This is a genomic window from Spirochaetales bacterium, assembly GCA_016930085.1.
In the GTDB taxonomy this organism is placed as follows: Bacteria; Spirochaetota; Spirochaetia; order SZUA-6; family JAFGRV01; genus JAFGHO01.
On sequence record JAFGHO010000067.1, the window covers coordinates 53,714 to 69,247 of the forward strand.

The window sequence follows — 15,534 nt, forward strand, 5'->3', positions numbered from 1 at the left end:
TTGTCAGTAAGGTAATAAAAAAACCGGTATCCGGCGAGCTATAGCATCTGCTTTTGTATCGCCAAAAGATTCATCCGCGTGACGGTTACGGTTCATAGTATAGTTCAGCCTGGGATGAATTTCAAATTAAAAACCGGTCCGGGATATTCCGCCGGAACGGCCGCCCCGTTATCCTCCGTCTGTTTTCATACGGGAGAAACGCCCGGTTGCCGGACGGACGGCAACCGGGCTTCAAACGAGATCGTGAGTACCCCTTTGCCCCTTGACTTTCAGGTGTCGCGGGATTTACAATTGATGGTATGATGCGTCATAAGGAGGTCGTGTATGAGTGACGATTATTCCCCGCCTGAAGGGATGAATGAGGGGGAAACCGTTCCGGCGGGCCGGTTATCATCGAAAAAACAATCGAGTCTCGTTCTCAATATCATCATGATCGTTATCGGTCTTGTTTTCTTTTCAAAAGGCGTCCTCGAGTTTCTTGCCTGGCTCAAGGTTTTTCCACTGCCGGACTGGCTCAAGACGATCGCCATATCACTCGACAGCCGTGATATGGGGAACGCACTTTCGTTTCTGGGCACGCAGGGTATTATTTCAGCCACGCTGGGATTCTGGGCCGTAATCGCCGGATTTCTCATGTTCGGGGAACAGGAGTCGGGATGGGGGATGGCGCTCGTTATCCTGAGTATCATGGTCGTGATGAGTGTGTCGGCGGTTCTCACCTGGATTCTCAATCCGAAAACACTCGATCTCGCCTACTGGCCGAACTGGATCACGATGGTCGCGATCGCAATCGGCCTGTTCGGGTTCATCTACCTGCTCGCGACAAAAAAACGGTACAGCTGACGTTTATCGAAAAGACGATAAGCGACTGATACATTTTTTCTATCGTGTTTCGGATGAAAGCCATACAAAGGCTGATGTTATATTGTTTATCCCTCCTGCTTCTCGTCGTCATCGGTTTTGTCGACAGGGTCACCGGATATGAAATATCTTTCTCGATATTCTATCTGATGCCGATCGTCATATCGAGCTGGTATCTGGGAATGCTGCCCGGAATTGTTTTTGCGGCAGCAAGCGCTGTCGTCTGGCTCGTCGTCGATATCTCGGGTAATACCGCGTATTCCTTCCCGCTGATACCATATTGGAATATGTTCGTCCGCCTCGGCTTTTTTTTCATTATCAGTATCATGCTTTCGAGACTCAAAAAAGCCATGGACAGGGAGCGGGAACAGTCGCACATCGATTTTCTGACACGGGCTTTGAATTTGCGGTCGTTTATGGAAACTTCCGCACGTGAACTCCATCGCATGAGAAGGTATCGTCGTCCCGTAACGCTGATATATCTGGATTGCGATAATTTCAAGGCCGTCAATGACCGGTTCGGGCATCAAACCGGAAATTCCCTCCTCCAGAATGTCGCAAGGACGATAGGGGAAAATACGCGTGCAACCGACGCGTTCGCCCGCCTCGGCGGCGATGAGTTCGCGATCCTGCTGCCGGAAACGGACCAAGAGGTCGCCCTCGGGCTGGCAGGCCGTCTTTCCGGGGCATTGGAGGAATGCATGAATGAAAACGAGTGGCCGGTAACGTTCAGCCTCGGTATCGCGACCTTCAGAAGCGCTCCGGAGGATGCGGAAGCGATGTTGAGGGCCGCGGACAACCTTATGTACGAGGCGAAGAACCGGGGCAAAAACGGAAGCGTCGACAGGGTTTTCGACGAACAGAAATAAAACGGGGACGGTCCTGGACCGCCGCGGCGGTTTACCGGTACACGATGACCTCGCGGGCGGCCGGTGTGAACCTGCAGCTGCCGGAACGGCTCACTTCGATTTCAGTCCCGTCGACAAAGGCCCTGCTCATGAAAAAAGGAATCGAAAACTCGATATACTCCGGCTGGGAGGAATAGTGGTTGTCGAGTGAGAGGATGATCCGGTCGGATTTCGCTTCAATGATAAAGGCGATGGTCCCGAAATGACTCGGCGCGTCGGCCACCTCGATGAGCTCTCCCGCCTCCATCCAGCGGTGGTAGACCAGCGGTGTAATCACCAGCCCCCCTTCTTCCTCGAAGAAGAGGAAGTTGCGTATAAGATGGAGAAGTTCCGCGCACGCCCACCCGTGGTGGCCGTCTCCCATGCACCCCCCGCCGGTGACCGGATGTATCGCTTCAGGGAAGCTTCCGGTTCCGGTGATGGTATCCATAAGCCACTGGAGAATCGGATGAAGACGGGTGGAGCGGCGAAAAAGATAGCATTCGGCGATCTGGAGGGTGAGATAGACATTATAACCCGAATGAATGACCCGGTGGAAAAATGCCTGTTTCTGCTGGTAATTTTTTCTGAGAACATGAAGCGTCCCCGTTAGCCGGTCGTCACGGGGCTCGAGAAGCCTCAACGGGTAGAGGGCGACGATGGCCCCCACGATGGAGCTGTCGATATCCCTGTTCGGCGAGGAAGGGATAAGCGGAAAGGGATATTTGTGCTGTGTTTTTTCGATTGAAGAAAATATCGCTTTTTCATAATCGTCGATTTCCCGCCGTACTTCTTCGACGGCCTTCGATTTTTCGAGTTCGGCCGCGATGGCGAGAAAGCTTTTGCATCCCGCCAGCGCCCAGAAATTATCCCAGTAGAAGGTATCGTTCGGTCCGAAGTGCTCGGCGGAATAGCCGGGGGGGAGCAGCCCGTTTTTCTTTACCCGTTTCCGCTTTATCCAGTGAAAACCGGCGTACGCCGAATCATAGATATCCTCGAGAAAGCCCCTGTTTCGCGTATAGCGATAGTGCTCGTAATACGTCCAGAGCGCCTGGCCGTTCGAATCCCATTCGCCTTCCTGGGACATGAAATACCCGTCGGGCCGCTGGCGTTCCGGGTATGCCTTGAGAATTCGCTCCGTTTCCGCGTGAAACCCCATCTTGTCGAGGGCGGTCAGCATATACGCGTCGTCCCTGAACCATTGATGATGGTAGGTGTACGGGCCGGGCGTGATCGAGGTGCCGTCGATAAAAAGATAGAGGTGCGCCTTGTTACCGTTGAAGGTATTCTGCATTTTTTGATACGGCAGCCGGATTCGTATGCTTTTCGCCAGGCGGTGTTCCCATTCGGTGATGACCCGCCGCTTGATCTCCTGATACGGAAGGATATCGATGAGGGTCCGGTCGACAGTACGGGAGGGCGCAGGCGCCGCCGTCGCACGGACTTCGATTTCCTTCACTTCACCGGCCTCGAGGTCCAGCCTGTATTCCGCGAAGGCGGATGCGAGACCGTGTTTGCACGAGACCGCGGTTCTCCCGCGGTCGGAAAAGGCCTCCCATGACGTATCGCCGTCATCCTGGTTGGAGCAGTACACCCTGTCCGGTTTGTCGAGGAGAAAGAGTCCGTCATTGCCGTCGACTGAGAATATATTCCTTTCTTCATCGTATTCGATACGATGGACGAGCGATATACCTTCGGGATTGTAGGGTCTGATATTGACGAATATCGATACCGAAACGTTCTGCGTATCGAGGTTCTCGACGCTGATCGAATTGGAGATGATCTGGCGGCCTTCGTGTTTGTGGACAAAGACCTTTGTCCGGATGCGGAGGTCCTTTTTGACGAACTGGGACACGACGATCGGCAATTGTTTAACAAGGTACTGGTAGACCTCCTGGTTTTTCGACGGGACGACCAGGTACCCCTTTTTCCCCACCCAGAAATCGGTCGACCAGGAATCGTACCACGGGGTGAGGAGTCCGGTGGGATCGACGATCGGTTCCCGTTCGGAATCGAGCGCCCCGATCGCGGTCCAGTTTCTGTGGGTGAGGTTGATCGAGAGGACGGTCCCGGGGACGTAGCTGGTGCCCGCCTCGTCGTACTGCCGCTGGACCCAGTACGGAAGGACCCAGTCGAGGTTGCACTGGATCGCGAACATGTTGAGCAGACCGCGGGAGGCGACGTCGACGCTGATCGCGGCGATCTCTTTCGGGATCGCGATCTCGGTGCTTTCTCCCAGCTTGAAACTTGCGTCGATGCGCTTCAGGGCATCGATGAGTCCGTAATGTTCCGCGAGTTTTTTAAGAAAAAAGGATCGTATTCCCACTGCTTTTATGAGGTCATAAAACGTTCAGAATGTCAAGCGGGCGGAACCGGAAGCGGCGGTTTTGGAGAATATCAATGGGTCGGGACTTGCCCGCCCGGCCGGTTTTCCCGGCGGGCGGGCAATATATCGGTCTCAATCAAAACCGGTAATGAATCCATTCGTCGCCGTAATGTCCGTACAGCGACCATATTTCGCCGTTTGTGAGGTCATAAAGCGACCTGCTTCCCTTGACGGCCGCACGGGGGTTTGTCCCGTAATAATTGTAGGCCGGCGGATGCAGGTAATCGACGAGCCGCTTCGCCTTTTCGACATCGATACCACCGTAATTGTCAAGAAGGAGATTGGTCAGGGTTTCGTAACGCCACCGTGAGTCCGGGATGGCGGCGTTTCCGGAAAGGATCACCATCTGAGGAACGATGTAGTGATTGGCGAAGACCAGGAGGTCGGGTTTATCCTCGATCTGTTTGGGCAAGCCGGAGATGAGGTTGTAGAACCGCGGGTAGGTGTAATCGGCGTACCGGATTTTCGTCAGGGTTGCCGATGTTTCGATCACCGCCCCTTTGTTTTCGCTTTTTCCGCTTGCAAGGGCGATAATCCATGATATGCCGAGGTCCGCGTTCGTGATGTAATCGACACCCTCGGATAATTTTCTGCTGTACTGGAGGGCCCGTCTGTTCGCCATCAGGACACCCATTCCCACGTTCGTGACATTCGCCGCGACAGCGGGCGCCATGTCGCACCCGATACCGATCCCGTTTGCGTTCATCCCGGCAACAAGGCCGACCCAGCCCGGAAGCGTCGGTGAAACGAACCTGTAACCGTTCCGGGGACAGTATTCGACAAAGAGCATTTCCTCATGGAGATACGCGTCGGTAAACATGAAATTTCTTCCCATGAGTGTTCTTTTATCCGTTGTTCCGTTGCCGTAGACGATGAACCCGTCGCACATATGCGGTGCGAAGTTGTTTTTTATGCCGAGGACGGGCGATACGATCGGGTAGGCGACCCCGAGCAGGATGTCGAATGCGATATTGACGACCAGGATGTTGTCGTACTCGACGGCGTATCCTTTTGCCGTGACACCGTCATATATGCCGCGCATTTCATCCCTGAACTCTTCCGGTATGTTGTCTTCGAAGATCCCCGACGTCGTCCTGAAGGCGTTGCAGACGAGTCTCGTAACCGCGGCGCCGACTTTGGACGTGAACTCCGAGGCTGTCATGTCCATGTAGTTGGCCAGAATCGTGATGATGAAATCGTCAGAGGCCAAACGGCTCACGTTACGGGCAAGAAGGTATCCGTGCTGGTACCCCATCTGGTAGCCCGTTCCTTCGATGTGAAGAAATTTTTTTCCCGCCGCATTCACAGCGAGGTATCCTTTTTTGTCCGGGGCATAGACCGGAGCGCCGAAGTCATCCGGCCCGGCGATCGACCGCGTCCCATGGGATTGTTCCACAGCCGTTTCATCACGCCCGGTCCGTTCGTCAAGCGAACAGGCGGCAAGTCCTGCGAGAAACAGCGTTACCAGAAGTAGTGCTTCGAAACGGAATAATAACCCGTTATGTGAATGTGTTTTTTTGTGAATCATTTTTTCCTCCTGCACGATCATGGCATGATTGTCCGATTCGGTCAAATATGTTTTAAAAAAAACGGTAAATAATACGCCAATCATACTTGACATTTTATGATTTTGGGTATAGATTGGAATTAAAGACGCGAAAGGGATAATAGAAGCAATGAGATTTTCAGGATGCGGTTTAACGTTATCACTAAACCTCCTCACCCTTACCGGCGGGCTCCTTGGTCTACAGATGGGGAGCTCGGTAGTGAAAGAGGCATGTCTGAAGATTCCATTGCACGACATTTAGGCAATTTCAGGAATTGGAAATCGGAAAGCCCGCTACTGAGCTACTCAGGAGCGGGCTTTTTTATTTTTATACCATTAAGGAGGTGTATTATGCCAAAGTATCAGCCATTTCCGAAAATCGACCTCGAGAACAGAATGTGGCCGGACGCGGCCATTACCAAAGCCCCGATCTGGTGCAGTGTCGACCTTCGTGACGGGAACCAGGCACTTGCCACGCCAATGAATATAGAAGAGAAATTAAGAATGTTTCAGCTCCTCGTCGATGTCGGCTTCAAGGAGATCGAGGTCGGATTCCCGTCGGCGTCGCAGATCGATTTCGATTTTTTACGCCGTCTGATCGACGGTCACCTGATCCCGGATGATGTCTGGATCCAGGTGCTCACCCAGTCGCGCGAACACCTGATCCGCCGGACGATCGAAGGATTGCAGGGCGCGGGGAAGGTGATCGTTCATCTCTACAATTCGACATCGCCGCTTCAGCGGAAGGTGACCTTCAACAAGACAAAGGAAGAAATCAAGGAGATAGCGGCCACCGGAACGAAACTCGTCAAATCCCTCGTCCCGGAATTGAAAGGCGCGGAAGTGCGGTTCGAGTATTCACCCGAGAGTTTTTCGGACACGGAAACCGACTACGCCCTCGAAGTATGCGAGGCGGTGATGGACGTCTGGGAGCCGACTGAAAAAAACAGGATCATCCTCAACCTGCCGGACACGGTGCAATGGACGACCCCGAACATCCACGCGGACCAGGTCGAATGGTTCATCCGCAACATGAAACACCGGGAAAAGGCGATCATCAGCCTGCATACCCACAACGACCGGGGAACAGGCGTGGCTGCTACCGAACTCGCCCTGCTCGCCGGCGCGGAGCGCGTCGAGGGGACGCTTTTCGGAAACGGCGAACGGACGGGAAACCTCGACATTATCGTCGTCGCGTTGAACATGTTCGCAAACGGTGTCGATCCGGGACTCGATTTCGGCAATATCCCGGCGATCCGCAAGGTGTACGAGGAATGCACGAAAATGACCGTTCACGAACGCCACCCCTATTCCGGCGACCTCGTGTTCACCGCGTTTTCCGGTTCGCACCAGGACGCCATCAAGAAGGGGATGGACATGAGGGCCGGGAACAAGGACAAGGACTCGAAGTGGGAGGTTCCCTACCTGCCCATCGATCCGCAGGATATCGGGCGGACCTACCAGGCGATCATCAGGATCAACAGCCAGAGCGGCAAGGGCGGGGTCGCCTACATCATGTCGAGGGATTTCGGCATCGAACTCCCCAAGGCGATGCACCCCGAAATCGGGGCCGCGGTCAACCGGCTCGCCGACGAATCGGGACGCGAGCTTTCGCCGCAGGAGATTTACGGCGTGTTCAAAAAGGAATACCTGATGCGGGAAAAACCCCTCCGGCTCGTCACCCTTCACACCATCGAGAACGGAGCCGCCGAACACGGCGTCTCGTGCCATGCGGAAGTGGAGTATAACGGTGAGGTGTGCGAAATAAAGGGACGGGGAAACGGTCCCATCGACGCCTTCGTCCACGCCATGCAGCAGCTGGGGATCGAAAAGTTCTCGCTCACCGATTTTCACGAGCACGCGATTTCAAGGGGATCGGAAGCGGAGGCGGTCGCCTTCGTCCAGATCGAACGGCCCAAAGGGAGCGCCTTCTGGGGCGCGGGGGTCGACACGAACATCAGCTACGCGGGACTCAAGGCCCTCCTGAGCGCGTATAACAGGTCGGTTGCCGAGGGCTGAAACGAAGCGTCCCCGTATCGGTCTTCACCCGAATGATCATGAACGTGGGGGGCGCGCCGCGGTTACCGGTTGACATCGGCTTCCTTTGATGTTTGCCGCCGGAGCCGGGGGCCGTCCCTCACTCCTTTTTCGTATAGTAGATTTCGTAGGTGAGGACTTCGTTTCCTGTTTTATGTTCGCCGGTCAGAACGACGTAATTGTTCACGAAGCCGAGGTTGAACCGGTACCCGGAATCGCCTTCCGGATAACGCCATTCGAACTCTTCGATTTTTTTCTGTGATTTGATGATGAAAACATCCTTTTGCCCGATATCCGGATGGAACCCGATCGAAAAGACGAACTCGTCTTCGAGGGCGATGGCGATCACTGACCCCCGTAGCGCGGTGATGTAACTGTCCGGAAATTTGTGCCGGTTTATGATCTTGAATACCCCGTATTCGCCGGCCCATCGTTTGTCCTCCGGCCGTATCTCGTCCGAGTAATCGACACCGTGAACGGGAAGACGGTCCGGGGCCCCCTCCTCCATCGAAATATAATGGCCGTACGTCCAGCCCGCGAGGCCGTTCTTCCGCTTGATGAGGTACCAGTAGTCTTTCAGGTTGTAGACCTCATAGCGTTCGCCGGTCCTGCAGAAGACCGTGACCTCCTCACCCAGGCCGAGGTTTCCTACGATCTCCGCATTGAGGGTGGGGATGTTCCGCACCCTCACCTGGTCTTCCGTGATTTTTCCGGAAACCGCGCACGTTCCCGAAGCCATGCCGCCCGCTTCTCCGTCTGCGGACGTTCGGTCATCTGTGGTTGAGGTTTCCCGGGCCGCCTTCGGCGCGCAGCCCTGCATCAGTATGACTATAATGGAAACAAAAAGAATCGGTTTAATCGCGTTCATCGCCGTCTCCCCCTCCTGTATTCAAAGACCGATTGTAACGATACGGCCCCCGATGATCAAGGGGGGAGGGGGCCCGTCCATGAGACATTATTTTCCCTCAGACGTTTATTTCCGCGAAATGGAAAAAAAGGGATAAAGGGTCCGCGTCCCGGATTCGTCGAACACCTCGCCGTAGGGGATGCGGACGAGTTTGTTCGCGATCGATTCGGATGCCCACACACCTTTTTCGTCGAACGAGTAGACGGCGACATAGTGGCCGATCCACGACCCGCCCTGTTTGTACCTGTACTGGATCGCAGCCGGTTCTCCCCGTATCAGGCTGGCGAATAATGAATTGGCCGAATCCTCCCATGTGTAGGCGAGGCCGTAAAGATCCGCCAGGTCCGTCATCATGGCGTAGTCCCACAGGTCGTCGCGCGATTTTCCGATCTTTTTTTCCGCCCCGTCCACGTCGATCGCTTCCCCGGTCATGTACTGGTACAGATGTTTGACAGCGAAGCCGAAACAGGCATTGTGGTGCTGTTTGGAACAGGGAAACGGGTAATCGGGTTTCATTTTCGGCCTTATATTCCTCTTTACGATTTCGCCGTACGCGAGTCTTTCACCGGCAAGGAACAAAAGATCGCCCAGGTGCGCTGTATACGCCCCCGCGGTTTTCGCTTGTCCGGTTTCCATGGCGGCTTCGTACGGGGTTTTTCCACGGTAGTCCCGAAGAAAGGGATTCGCCCCCCGTTCGAGAAGCAACTCCGTTATCCCGATTTTTTCGTCCGATGCGCAGAACGACAGGGGGGGGCCGTTGTTGTGAAACGAGAGGATATTCATGTCCGCCGATTTGTCCAGAAGGAACTTCGCCATCTCGAGGTTGTTGTGCATGGCGGCATAATGGAGCGGCGCGTACAGCCCTTCGAAGGCGTCGACCTCCGTCCCCGCCGTATATGTTTTTTTCATCAGTTCGACGTCGTTGGTTTCCGCGGTCTCGACGAATGAAAGCGGGACATCGTTTTTGACAAAGCCTTCCGGCATATAGGGTTCGATTTTCGAGGCGAGAAAATCGCGCATTCCCAGCGAACTGCTTACCAGTTCGCCGAAGGATACGGCGAGAAATCCTTTTCGCGTGATGAGGTGATTCCGGCTTTCAATGGCAGCGGCATCGCGTCCGGGCCAGTTTTCGCACAATGCCGTCACGTCCACGACCGGGCAGGGGGCGGGGCGCTTCCGGAGTATCCGTTCGATCCTGTTTATATCCGTGTTTTTGAATCCCAGAAAGACCTTCACCTCCGGGTAGATCTTCCCCACACGGTCGAGAAGCGCGGTCTCCCAGACGAACATGTTTTTATCCGTAAATACGGCAAGCACTACGATTTTTCCTTCGAGTCCGCTTATACGGTATGGTTCGCCCGTTTCGATATCGGTAAAAGGGGTGTCCGGCATTTTTTTCGCGGGATCGGTCACGTCCTTTTTCGGGTACAGGGCCGTTTTTTTGTGTGTTTCCTTCCGTGCCGTCTTTTTTGCCGTCTCGAGGCGTTTTGCGATGTGAGCCCGGTTTTTCTCCAGGTTTTCGACCAGCGTCCGCATGACGGTATCGGCGTCGATGAGGGCCGTGGAAGTGCTCGAACCGCAGATTTCAAAGTCCGCCGCCGAGGCGAGGTACAGGGAGCAGCGCGCCGAAACATGGCGGGCTGGCTTCCGGGTGATATCGAGGGAGACGGTCGCGATGAGATCCGGCCCGAGGGCTTCGTTTATCCTCGCGTAAACCTCCTCCGTATAGCCCTCCGAAGCGTCGGTGCCCAGCTCATCGAGGAACGGCTTCAACCGCTCCCGCGGAACGACCTTGAAGACCGGGCTTTCGGCGAGATACGACAGCAGGGCGGAGTCAAAGGCATCCGCGTCTTTCCTCGTGGTATGTTCGGAGACGGCCGGGGGCAGGACCGCGATCTCGAACTCCCCCGTATCGTTTCCGGTGCTTCCGTTTCCCTGGGACACGCACCCGGGAAACCATGTCGAGATGATAAGTGAAAGTACGAGATAGTTCCGTAATTTACGTTTCATGACACCCTCCTTGTCGATACGGGCGGGCGGGTTTTCGGAAAAAAATTCCGCCGCTTTTTATAGTGTAGACAATGGGAAGGGAATTTTCCCGGATTTTTTTTTGTGGAAAAGGATTCATTCTCATATTCGTGAACATCAATTTGCTTTACTCTTTGATTTTGTCGTCTGAATATGGTACTATATTCAGACAGGAGTACGATATGAATTTGAATGAGGATATAAAATCAATATCATATATTAAATCCCATACGGCGGATATACTGAAACAGGTAAACGACACGCATCGTCCGATAATTATTACGCAAAATGGAGAAGCAAAATCGAATTATTGGATGCCGAATCGGCATGAACCCCGCACAACGGCGGCGGCTTCCGCATAACGCGGCACGGGGTTCGTTTTTCCGGGACCGTCTCCTCCTAAAACCCCGATATAATCCCGACATAATACTGTGCGATTCTGAGGGCGTCGGCTATGGTAATCGAGCCGTCCCTGTTGACGTCCGCATTGGCGGTAATAAAACCGGAAGGCGAAAGCCCGACGTAATATTGCGCCGTCAGCAATGCATCGACGATACTGACGGAGCCGTCGCCGTTGACATCGCCCAACGTTCCGGGTACGGGCGTCGAGGTATTGTTCACCGCTTCGAGCAGGGCCTGTTGTATTGCGTAATAAGCCGGTTTTTTGTTGCCGCTATCGTCGAAAATCAATGGGGCGACCGCCCTGTCGACCGGATCGTCGGGATTGATGCGCCAGGATTGATTGTCTCTGATACCCCAGACCTGGAGGGCCCTGCACATCGGCTGATCCAGACATGCCTTTGCGACCCAGTAGTAAATATCGGCCTGGTGCTCCAGCCCGCTTGCCGATGTGTCGGGGGCGCCCCCGTCCATTTCGGTTATATATATTTCCAGGCCAAGGTCGGCCACCCGCTGCATCTTCTCTGCAAGGCCATGGGCCATCGCTTCGGTAAATTCCGGATACACGTGCCCCTGGAAACCGACGGCGTGAATGGGAACGCCGCGCCTCGTAAAATCCTGCAGCATCGTATACATCCCGTCGAATTTGGCGTCATTGGTTTCGATCGCGTAATCATTGTACATCAATTTCGCGTTCGGATCTGCCGAGTGGGCGGCTTTAAACGCGTCTTCAATGTATTGCTTCCCTTGTTGCTGTCCATAGACCGAAGCGCCGTCCTGGCCGCCGGAGCCGATCGCGTTTATGCGGTAAGAGCCGTCGCGATGAAAGGCCTCGTTCACGACATCCCACACGTAGATGTTTCCCCTGAAATGCGTCGCAACGGCATTGATATACGTTTCCATCATGCTCTTGGTTCCGGTTACCCAGCCCGGATTATACTTGTGCCAGACAAAGCAGTGGCCGTGGAAGACCATATTATTCGACTGGGCGAAACTCAGCAGCCTGTCGCCCCCGCTGTAGTTGTATTGTCCCTGGCTCGGTGAAATGGTGCCTATTTTCATGTCGTTTTCGCAGGTGACAATGTCGAATTCCGTCCTGACGATCTCCTGGTCGCTGCCGCTGAAATTGGAAGGAACTGCGCAACCGATGTAAAATTCCCTGCCCCGGCTTCGGAGCTGTTCGGTCAGGGAGCGTAATGATTGCGCCCCGGTGTCGATGACACCCCACAAACCCAAAACCAGTACCGTCAAAAAAATAGTCGTCTTTTTTACTTTACTCATTTTGTATCGCCTTTCAAAATTTATTTTAATGTGCACACAAAACAGGTTTAAATTTTATTTATGGGCACTTCTAAAAACCTGCAAAGCAGGTTTTAAAACCACAAAACATTTCCTTATAAAAAGATAGTTTTTAGAGGTGCCCTTATATTCCTCCATAAAAATAAAGGTTGTTGAATTTTATCAAAATAATTGAAATAAAAAATCGGGGATTTTATGATAATTGCTATCGGATATATGTCTAAAGTCATATATTGAATGAAGGTAAGCGTTTTCATTCCACGGAAACCCTGTTAGACTGAAAAGTCAAAAAGGGCCGGAAGAAGGCTTGTCACTATCAGGAAATAAATTTTGTACATCCTGTCCGGATTAAGGCAACAGTCAAATAGAAATCCATAATGTTTTTTGGACGGGATCGACGGGATAAAGGAAAATATTATTCATCCTGTTAATCCAATCAATAAATGTACAGGCTCGCGGGAGCTTAAAGATAAGGCGGGGTAAGTTTTTTTTTCGATTTTCCTATATGTCAATTCTTTTCTTACATTTATCTCTTTTATCTCTTTATTCATTATTCTTTTTAGTTGACAAGAATTAATACTGTTTATATGATCAATTTGTCTTAATTTAAGGAGTAAAAAATGTTAAATCGAATGACTCAATTATTTATATTATTTATAATCGTTACCTTTTTAAATATAGATTGTAATTTATCTGATTCGCAAACGAATGGGGAAAGCAACAATTCATATTCTGGGAAAATCATCCGGGAACAAAACGACAATCCGTCCATGGAATACATCAGGTCTATGGCCAAAGTCGCGGATGAAAAAAACAAGCCGGTCATCATTTATTCGATCAATCCCGGTATAGAAGATATCTATGTAACATGTGAAAATAACTCGATCGATTCTGCAATAAATGAATCGACCGGCACTGCGGTTGAACAAACAACAAAGCCGTTTTATATACACAAAATGACGGTCATTGAACCGGGAAAAGTACCGGAAATAAACAAATTTTATTCGGATGACGGGGATAATTCGGACTATCAGAGAATGCTTCATGCAATGATGACATCCCTTGAAGCAAACAATTATAAAGCGGAATCCAGAGACTTCGATGGAACCGCAGAAAAGCGGTATTTCTGGTATCTCCCCGATGAAAAAATGCGTATTAAGATTTCCGAGTGGGATGAGAATAAAAACGGCTGGGTTGCCGAGATTGAATACGTACAAGAAATAAACTGCTCACCGGTCGATCCGGATAATGAAAACAAACGCTGGTGGACAACAGAATGGGATGTACACTCTATGATAGATCGTGGCGATTATAAGGAAGACACATTTGCACATGTCACACTCGGCATGGGACATGTCGGCCCATGGATTTCCTGCCGGTATATAAAGGCAGAGATGGGAGATGAAAGATTAAAGTATTATGGTCCGACGACCGGTAGTAAAGATCATTTTTCATATGGGCAGAGTGTAAGTATAGGTGCAAGCGGTTCAGGCCCGAATATTGGCTTCGGCTTCAGTAAGAGTTGGGATTTGGAAAATGTGACTATCACTGCCGGAAATACTTCATTTTTCACAAACGTTGTCGAATGGATTGAGACATATCGTGAACCAGATCTTTCCTTTCTAGGCTGGAGACTGCCGGATCTCAAGTCGCATGACGCCAGCATATCTCACAGGGGTGCACTCTGGACTACGGACAGTAACGATGTCTTTGATTATACCCTGACATATGCAACAGTAATCGGATGCAGTAGAGGGCCAATTGTTCACTATGCTTTTGGTTCTATACCATTCAAATATTTACCGCCGACCCCAACATCCGGAGATCCACCGGTTACGGTAACAGCGGCTCCGGAACCTGAATCGACAACACCGCCTCCTGAAGCAACCAATCCCCCACCTGCAGTCACCACAGCCCCTCCGGCGAAGAAATGGGTCGAGTTTGTTCCCTCTTGTACTGTTAATGTCATACCGCCTGCAACAGCTTCATACAGCCCGATCTCACATTCGGCATACGTCGCTGCATGTAACCAGTCGGGCGAATTGGTTTTTATAATGACAGGAGGGTCCCGCTATAGAGTCGAATTCGGATGTTATCTTTTCGGACACGGTGGTGGAAATTTTAATTATCCCGGCGGTTCTGTTCAGGTTATAAGCACAACACAAAACGGCTTATCAAGGGAATGGCAAAGCGGTAATTGCAAACTGTACGGCGGAGGGGACGGTGAATTAACTGTCAATCTTACAAGCCTCCATTTTTATCGGCTGCAATAAAATAAGGGAACACTTGTCGGCCGTACCCAAAGTATTTTTCAGTGACTATAACGGCTGTATCCAGACCGATGATTGTGGTGTATATGAGGCGGTCTTGATGGAGTAGAATGATGGTCGACCATCTGACAGGATAATCAGGCGTATTCTCTGCCGGCAGTATGTAAGAAACAATTGCACATCAGGAATAATAAAAAAATTATTATCAGAAATTTTCTAAAAAAATTTTTTTATTAACCCGGATATCTCACATAATTAAAATAATGGCATATGGTTATCAATGCTGACTTTAAATCACTGCAAATATAGGTTTAACTTCAACTATTAACTTTTTTTTACGACAACGACACTCAATATGATGCAATGTAACGCTGATTGAAACTAATAATGTGTATAAAATGATGCGGGGCGCATACCTCTCCCGCCATTTTCAATCTTTTTTTTATTTTTGACTTCTGTTTCTAATTCAGCAAATGATATGTTCGCTTCAATCGAGATAATACTTTTATGAAAATATCTTTATACGGATATGTACTCGAAAACTTTACATACACTCGTCTCACACTGACCGTTATCACTGCACAAATTTTTAACAGCTTCAACCGTACCGTCGAACATTGGGCTTCTGATAATTCCGTTCCTTCAAGCCCTTTTTTTCTTAATTCATTCATGATCATATACGCAATGGAGGCAAAATACAATCTCAACCTATTTGCCGCCAACATGCTGTACGAGGTCCTGTCTGCAAATCGATTCATTACCGGGATCAAGATTGGCTGTTTTCAGTTTCGCACATAAAAGATCATCGCCACAAAATATATACAGCGGCAGATAACAATAACAGTCATAGTAACCGTGGAAGAACCTTCCCTGCTGCTCTCCGTGCAACGGATCGTCTGTCGCATCGACATCGA

11 protein-coding genes and 1 pseudogene are annotated in these 15,534 nt (G+C 51.3%); 5 read left to right on the forward strand and 7 right to left on the reverse strand.

Features of this window, described 5'->3' with window-relative positions; all coding sequences use genetic code 11:
• Positions 1–324: 324 nt before the first annotated feature.
• Positions 325–843, forward strand: a complete 519-nt coding sequence (locus tag JW881_12125; protein ID MBN1698253.1) for a hypothetical protein — start codon at positions 325–327, stop codon at positions 841–843.
• Between the two features lie 74 nt (positions 844–917).
• Entirely contained in the window at positions 918–1,730 is an 813-nt protein-coding gene (locus JW881_12130; GenBank protein MBN1698254.1) for a diguanylate cyclase, read from the forward strand.
• 31 nt (positions 1,731–1,761) lie between these two features.
• Here the strand turns inward: JW881_12130 and JW881_12135 are convergent, their stop codons facing one another.
• A complete protein-coding gene (locus JW881_12135) occupies positions 1,762–4,074 on the reverse strand; it encodes a hypothetical protein (GenBank protein MBN1698255.1) in 2,313 nt (770 codons plus the stop codon).
• Between the two features lie 136 nt (positions 4,075–4,210).
• Entirely contained in the window at positions 4,211–5,662 is a 1,452-nt protein-coding gene (locus JW881_12140; protein ID MBN1698256.1) for a hypothetical protein, read from the reverse strand.
• A gap of 369 nt (positions 5,663–6,031) precedes the next feature.
• Between JW881_12140 and leuA the strand changes: the two genes are divergently transcribed.
• On the forward strand, positions 6,032–7,699 hold the full coding sequence (gene leuA, locus JW881_12145; GenBank protein MBN1698257.1) for a 2-isopropylmalate synthase: 1,668 nt from the start codon (positions 6,032–6,034) through the stop codon (positions 7,697–7,699).
• Positions 7,700–7,817: 118 nt separating this feature from the next.
• Here leuA and JW881_12150 read toward each other — a convergent pair whose 3' ends face one another.
• Both JW881_12150 and JW881_12155 read right to left on the reverse strand, forming a co-directional pair.
• Positions 7,818–8,585: an SH3 domain-containing protein gene (locus tag JW881_12150; protein ID MBN1698258.1), complete on the reverse strand. Its 768-nt coding sequence runs from the start codon at positions 8,583–8,585 to the stop codon at positions 7,818–7,820.
• Between the two features lie 105 nt (positions 8,586–8,690).
• On the reverse strand, positions 8,691–10,634 hold the full coding sequence (locus JW881_12155) for an ankyrin repeat domain-containing protein (GenBank protein MBN1698259.1): 1,944 nt from the start codon (positions 10,632–10,634) through the stop codon (positions 8,691–8,693).
• 200 nt (positions 10,635–10,834) lie between these two features.
• Between JW881_12155 and JW881_12160 the strand changes: the two are divergent.
• Positions 10,835–10,983, forward strand: a pseudogene (locus tag JW881_12160) (type II toxin-antitoxin system Phd/YefM family antitoxin).
• Between the two features lie 68 nt (positions 10,984–11,051).
• Here the strand turns inward: JW881_12160 and JW881_12165 are convergent.
• Positions 11,052–12,332, reverse strand: coding sequence for an endo-1,4-beta-xylanase (locus JW881_12165; GenBank protein MBN1698260.1), 1,281 nt, complete (start codon positions 12,330–12,332; stop codon positions 11,052–11,054).
• 638 nt (positions 12,333–12,970) lie between these two features.
• On the opposite strand from JW881_12165, the gene JW881_12170 reads away from it, so the two are divergent.
• Positions 12,971–14,623, forward strand: coding sequence for a hypothetical protein (locus JW881_12170; GenBank protein ID MBN1698261.1), 1,653 nt, complete (start codon positions 12,971–12,973; stop codon positions 14,621–14,623).
• A gap of 458 nt (positions 14,624–15,081) precedes the next feature.
• Here JW881_12170 and JW881_12175 read toward each other — a convergent pair whose 3' ends face one another.
• Both JW881_12175 and JW881_12180 read right to left on the reverse strand, forming a co-directional pair.
• Positions 15,082–15,345 carry a transposase gene (locus JW881_12175; GenBank protein MBN1698262.1) on the reverse strand — a complete coding sequence of 88 codons (264 nt, stop codon included), beginning with the start codon at positions 15,343–15,345 and terminating at the stop codon, positions 15,082–15,084.
• Positions 15,329–15,534 (reverse strand): transposase (locus JW881_12180; protein ID MBN1698263.1); only part of this gene is annotated, 206 nt, incomplete at its 5' end. The genes JW881_12180 and JW881_12175, both read right to left, overlap by 17 nt.

Coding starts and splice junctions, on each gene's coding strand:
- JW881_12125 (MBN1698253.1), top strand. CDS start 325: ATGAGTGACGATTATTCCCCGCCTGAAGGGATGAATGAGGGGGAAACC.
- JW881_12130 (MBN1698254.1), top strand. CDS start 918: ATGTTATATTGTTTATCCCTCCTGCTTCTCGTCGTCATCGGTTTTGTC.
- JW881_12140 (MBN1698256.1), bottom strand. CDS start 5,662: ATGATTCACAAAAAAACACATTCACATAACGGGTTATTATTCCGTTTC.
- leuA (MBN1698257.1), top strand. CDS start 6,032: ATGCCAAAGTATCAGCCATTTCCGAAAATCGACCTCGAGAACAGAATG.
- JW881_12150 (MBN1698258.1), bottom strand. CDS start 8,585: ATGAACGCGATTAAACCGATTCTTTTTGTTTCCATTATAGTCATACTG.
- JW881_12155 (MBN1698259.1), bottom strand. CDS start 10,634: ATGAAACGTAAATTACGGAACTATCTCGTACTTTCACTTATCATCTCG.
- JW881_12165 (MBN1698260.1), bottom strand. CDS start 12,332: ATGAGTAAAGTAAAAAAGACGACTATTTTTTTGACGGTACTGGTTTTG.
- JW881_12170 (MBN1698261.1), top strand. CDS start 12,971: ATGTTAAATCGAATGACTCAATTATTTATATTATTTATAATCGTTACC.
- JW881_12175 (MBN1698262.1), bottom strand. CDS start 15,345: ATGTTGGCGGCAAATAGGTTGAGATTGTATTTTGCCTCCATTGCGTAT.